The sequence below is a fragment of the Sphingomonas sp. 66-10 genome (assembly GCF_001897045.1).
Lineage (GTDB): Bacteria > Pseudomonadota > Alphaproteobacteria > Sphingomonadales > Sphingomonadaceae > Sphingomonas > Sphingomonas lycopersici.
Map to the genome: position 1 here is coordinate 76,867 of NZ_MKRR01000130.1, position 4,399 is coordinate 81,265.

Here is a 4,399-nt window from a genome sequence, read left to right on the forward strand (position 1 = left end):
AATAATGCACGCAACTGCTAACAGGACACCGCCGATACAGGCCGCGATGCTGCTTTTAGCCGCATCTCTACTAAGTAACGAATTGATAATAGGACAAATGATCAACAGAATCCTCAACCCGCAATATGCCACCCACGCGCTCCGCGCATCGCTGGTCTTCACCTTCCTCATGTTCGGCATTGCCAAATTCGCCGCTTACGAAGCCCAAGGCGTCGCGCGCACGGCGGAAAACTATTGGCTGTTCGGCTGGATGTATCCGATCTGGGGCGTTCAGGGCGCGAGCAACGCCATCGGCACCGTCGAGCTCATCACCGGCGCGCTGATCGCCGCCGGCGCCGTTTCTGCGCGCGCCGGGCTGTTCGGCGCGCTGATGGGGATGGCGACCTTCCTCGTCACGCTCAGCTTCAGTTTCGACGGCAATCTGTGGGAGGAAGGCTATGGCTTCCCGTTCATGGCCGGGCGCGCGCAATTTCTCTTTAAGGACGCGGTGTTGCTGGCCGCTTGCTTCGCGCTCGCGATCGATGCCGCGCGCCGGCTGTTGGGCGCCGGCGGGGCGGCATCGCGCTGAAAGGCCGGCCGTCAGACGATCGCCATCTCGGTCGCCTCGCGAACGTCGCCGATCAACTGGGCGATTTCGGCGGGATCCGAATCCCACGCGAACATGAAGCGCGCGCCGCCGCCGATGAAGGTGTAAAAACGCCAGCCCCGCGCGCGCAGCGCATCGAGCACCGCGGCGGGCGCCTTCACGAACACCGCGTTGGACTGCACCGGGAACATCAACTCGATTTCCGCGCAATTCCCGATCCCCGCCGCCAACGCGCGGGCGCAATCATTGGCGTGCCGCGCATGACGCAGCCACGCACCGCTTTCGAGCAACCCGGTCCACGGCGCGGAAAGGAAGCGCATCTTCGACGCGAGCTGCCCGGCCTGTTTGCAGCGATAATCGAAATCCGCCGCCAGCGCGGTATCGAAGAAGATCACCGCTTCGCCCACCGCCATCCCGGCCTTGGTGCCGCCGAAGCACAGAACGTCGACCCCGGCGCGCCACGTGATATCGGCCGGCGCGCAGCCGAGGCTGGCGCAGGCCTGCGCGAAACGCGCGCCGTCCATGTGCAGCTTGAGCCCCAGATCGCGGCACACCGCCGCAATCGCGCGCACGTCCTCCACGCTATACACCTGCCCCGTCTCGGTCGGCTGGGTGATCGTCACCACGCGCGGCTTGGGGAAGTGGATATCGGCGCGGCTGGTCGCGAGCCGGACGATCGCCTCGGGGGTCAGCTTGCCGTCGTCGGTCGGCGCGACGAGCAATTTCGATCCGTTGGAGAAGAATTCCGGCGCGCCGCATTCGTCGGTTTCGACATGCGCGAAGGAGGAGCAGATCACGCTGTGATAGGATTGGCACAGCGCCGCGAGCGCGAGTGAATTGGCCGCGGTGCCGTTGAACGCGAAGAACACCTCGCAATCGGTTTCGAACAATGTGCGAAACCCGTCCGCCGCGCGCGCGGTCCATTCGTCGTCGCCATAAGCGGTGGCCGAGCCGGCATTGGCGGCTTCCATCGCCGCCCACGCCTCTGGGCAGATGCCGGCATAATTGTCGCTGGCGAATTGCTGGATACGATCGGCCATGTCGGTTCCTTCTCTGGTGCGGCACCAGAATCGGATCGACGTATCGCGCGGCTTGACCCCGTTTCGTTGCCGGTCCGGCCACATCCCCCCTTTATCGGAGGCACCACCTTGCTCGGGGAGCAGGTTGGTGTCGGACGTCGGCCCGACTCTTGATGTTGCGGCGGCGGTTAGCAGCCGCCGCCGGGAACCGCAATCTCGATCCGCTTATTTGCGCGCGGCGACGACGATGATCTCGACGCGATAATCGGGGGTGGCGAGCTTGGCCTCGCCGGTCGCGCGCGCCGGCGCGGCGCCGGGAGCGACCCAGGCATCCCATACCTTGTTCATCTCGGCGAAGTCGTTCATGTCGGCCAGCCAGATCGTCGCGCTCAGGATATGGCTGCGATCGCTGCCGCAGCGCGCGAGCAGATCGTCGATCTCGGCCAGCACGGCGGTGGTCTGCGCAGTGACGCTCTCGCCGGGCGCGCCGACCTGCCCCGCGAGATAGATCGTGTCGCCGTGGATGACGGCCTGGCTCATGCGCGCGCCGGATTCGATACGTTCGATCATAGATTCTCGCTCCTGACAGATGTTGCGGCGCGCATAGTCGATCGGCTCCTAACCCGCCAGCGCGCGCGCATAGGAATGCGGCGCGAGCCGCGCGGTCAGCGCGGTGACGAGTGCGACGATGCCGAGATGCATTCCCCAGCCGGCAGCGAACCCGCCGGTCCGCTCATGCAGCAAGGCGGTGACCCACGGCGCGAGTGCCGCAAGCAGAAAACCGCCGCCCTGCATCAACGCGGCGAGCGCGCCCGCGGCGGCGGGATGATCGAGATGATCGAGCGCGACGATCATCGTCAGCGCGAAGCTTGCGCCGAGCCCGGCGCCGACCGCGACCGCCCATAATAGCGGCGCCAGATCGGGCATCGTCGCGAGCCCGAAGAACCCGGTCGCCTGCAACACCAGCGTCAGCCACAGCCAGCCGCGCCGATCGCGTCCGCGCCGCGCAAGCGCGGGGAACAGCAATGCGGCAATCCCCTGCGACAAGGCCATCGCCGCGAGCAAGGTTCCGCTCGTCCCCGCGCTCCACCCGCGCTCCTGATAAAAGGGCGCGAGCCACGCGATCACGGTCGAATAACCGCCGTTGACCAGCCCGAAGCAGACCATCAGCAGCCAGGTGCGCGGACGGCGCAGCAAATGGCCGACGCGGATCGTGGCGCTATCCGCGCGCTGCGGATCGCGCGGCAGGAATAAACCCGCGACGAGCAGCGCCGCCGCAGCCGGCGCGACCAGCCAGCCGAGCCCGACACGCCACCCGCCGGCGAGCGCCGCAATGAGCGGTGAGAGCCGCGCGCCGACCGCGCCTCCGCCCATCAACGTCGCGGAATAAAGCCCCATGATCACCGCAAGCTGCCCCGCGAAATGGCGCTTGAGGATGCCGGGGAACACCGCCTGGACGATCGCCACCCCCACCCCGATCAGCGCAGCGGTCGCGACGAGCTCGCCCGCGCTCGATACGAACAGCCGCGCGGCCGATCCGGCGGCCATCACCGCCAGCGCCGCGATCATCGCGCGCCGCGCACCGATGCGCTGCTCGAGCGCGGGGCCGGCAAAGGCGAACACTCCCATCAACGCCATCGGCACGAGCGTCAGCAGCGACATGGTCTGGAACGTCATGCCGGTATCGGCGCGTATCCCGCCGGCCAGTGGCCCGGTGGCGGTGAGGAACGGGCGCAGGTTGAGCCCGACGAGCACCACCATCAGCAGAAGCAGCAGGCGGCGGGGGTGTTCGACAGAACTCATCTTTCGCCCTGCATTGACGCCGGACTCGCTCTCCCCGTTCGGGCTGAGCTTGTCGAAGCCCTGCACTTTTCTTCGGGCGAAGAAAGGCAGCCCTTCGACAAGCTCAGGGCGAACGGAGGGGAGGTCGCGCGCAACACGTCAGCCCCGATCGGCGTGCTGCCACTCGATATAGATCGCCGGCGCCGCGGCATCCGCCGCGCCGACATGCCGGATCGTCATGCTTTGCTCGGCGAAGGGCCGCCGCAATTCGTCATAGATCGCCGCGGTCGACAGCCCGAACGGCGCGCCATCCTCGTTAGAATAAGCGAAGGCGACCTCTCCCACCCCCGCCATCCGCATCGCGGCGAGGCACATCGGGCAGGGGTGTCCGCTCGCATAAACGGTGCAGCCCGACAGATCCGGCGAGGCGAGCGCCTGGCTCGCCGCGCGGATCGCACTCATTTCGGCATGCGCGGTGGGGTCATTGGTGGCGAGGATCATATTGACCCCGGTGGCGATCACCGCACCGTCCTTCACCACCAATGCGCCGAACGGCCGGCCGCCGCGCTCGACATTGCCGCGCGCCAGCGCGATCGCCGCATCGAGGAAGCGCCGGTCGTCCGCGTCGCGGGTCATTTCATCGCCTCCGCATCCCATTTCGCGACCTTGGCCTTGGCCTCCGCGAGCAGCCGGTCGAGCGTCGCGCGATCCTCGACCTTGCCGCGCAGCACCACGGTATTGACCGTCTGCGTCGCGTGAATGTCCTCCAGCGGGTTGCGATCGAGCAGCACCAGATCGGCCTGCTTGCCCGTCTCGACCGAACCGTAACGATCGAGCTTGCCGAACCACGCCGGCCCGGCGCGGGTCGCAGCCGCGAGCGCCTCGGCCGGGGTCAGCCCGTTCTCGACATAGAGCGCCAGTTCCTGATGCAGCCCGAGCGCGGGATAATCGAACGAATTGAGGAAGCCCGCATCGGTACCGGCCATGATCGTCACCCCGGCCTTTTCGAGCA

At 67.1% G+C, this 4,399-nt stretch carries 6 protein-coding genes and 1 riboswitch; of the genes, 1 reads left to right on the top strand and 5 read right to left on the bottom strand.

The features are described 5' to 3' along the window. Nucleotides 1–97 precede the first annotated feature (97 nt). Complete coding sequence (locus tag BGN95_RS13730; protein ID WP_286772951.1) at nucleotides 98–568, top strand: YkgB family protein; 471 nt, start codon at nucleotides 98–100, stop codon at nucleotides 566–568. An 11-nt stretch (nucleotides 569–579) separates the two neighbouring features. Here the strand turns inward: BGN95_RS13730 and BGN95_RS13735 are convergent, their stop codons facing one another. The 5 genes from BGN95_RS13735 to BGN95_RS13755 all read right to left on the bottom strand — a co-directional run. Further along, nucleotides 580–1,626 carry a threonine aldolase family protein gene (locus BGN95_RS13735; RefSeq protein ID WP_286772952.1) on the bottom strand — a complete coding sequence of 349 codons (1,047 nt, stop codon included), beginning with the start codon at nucleotides 1,624–1,626 and terminating at the stop codon, nucleotides 580–582. A 52-nt stretch (nucleotides 1,627–1,678) separates the two neighbouring features. Then, nucleotides 1,679–1,787, bottom strand: a riboswitch (SAM-I-IV-variant riboswitch). 43 nt (nucleotides 1,788–1,830) lie between these two features. Then, nucleotides 1,831–2,175 carry a RidA family protein gene (locus BGN95_RS13740; protein ID WP_286772953.1) on the bottom strand — a complete coding sequence of 115 codons (345 nt, stop codon included), beginning with the start codon at nucleotides 2,173–2,175 and terminating at the stop codon, nucleotides 1,831–1,833. A 48-nt stretch (nucleotides 2,176–2,223) separates the two neighbouring features. Then, nucleotides 2,224–3,408, bottom strand: coding sequence for a cyanate transporter (locus BGN95_RS13745; protein ID WP_286772954.1), 1,185 nt, complete (start codon nucleotides 3,406–3,408; stop codon nucleotides 2,224–2,226). A 138-nt stretch (nucleotides 3,409–3,546) separates the two neighbouring features. Then, complete coding sequence (locus tag BGN95_RS13750) at nucleotides 3,547–4,023, bottom strand: nucleoside deaminase (RefSeq protein WP_286772955.1); 477 nt, start codon at nucleotides 4,021–4,023, stop codon at nucleotides 3,547–3,549. Further along, on the bottom strand, nucleotides 4,020–4,399 hold a 380-nt coding region (locus tag BGN95_RS13755; protein WP_286772956.1), incomplete at its 5' end, for an amidohydrolase family protein. The genes BGN95_RS13750 and BGN95_RS13755, both read right to left, overlap by 4 nt.

What these genes read in the sequence shown, in the direction of transcription:
- BGN95_RS13745 (WP_286772954.1), bottom strand. Translation starts at nt 3,408, where the DNA reads ATGAGTTCTGTCGAACACCCCCGCCGCCTGCTGCTTCTGCTGATGGTG.
- BGN95_RS13750 (WP_286772955.1), bottom strand. Translation starts at nt 4,023, where the DNA reads ATGACCCGCGACGCGGACGACCGGCGCTTCCTCGATGCGGCGATCGCG.
- BGN95_RS13735 (WP_286772952.1), bottom strand. Translation starts at nt 1,626, where the DNA reads ATGGCCGATCGTATCCAGCAATTCGCCAGCGACAATTATGCCGGCATC.
- BGN95_RS13730 (WP_286772951.1), top strand. Translation starts at nt 98, where the DNA reads ATGATCAACAGAATCCTCAACCCGCAATATGCCACCCACGCGCTCCGC.
- BGN95_RS13740 (WP_286772953.1), bottom strand. Translation starts at nt 2,175, where the DNA reads ATGATCGAACGTATCGAATCCGGCGCGCGCATGAGCCAGGCCGTCATC.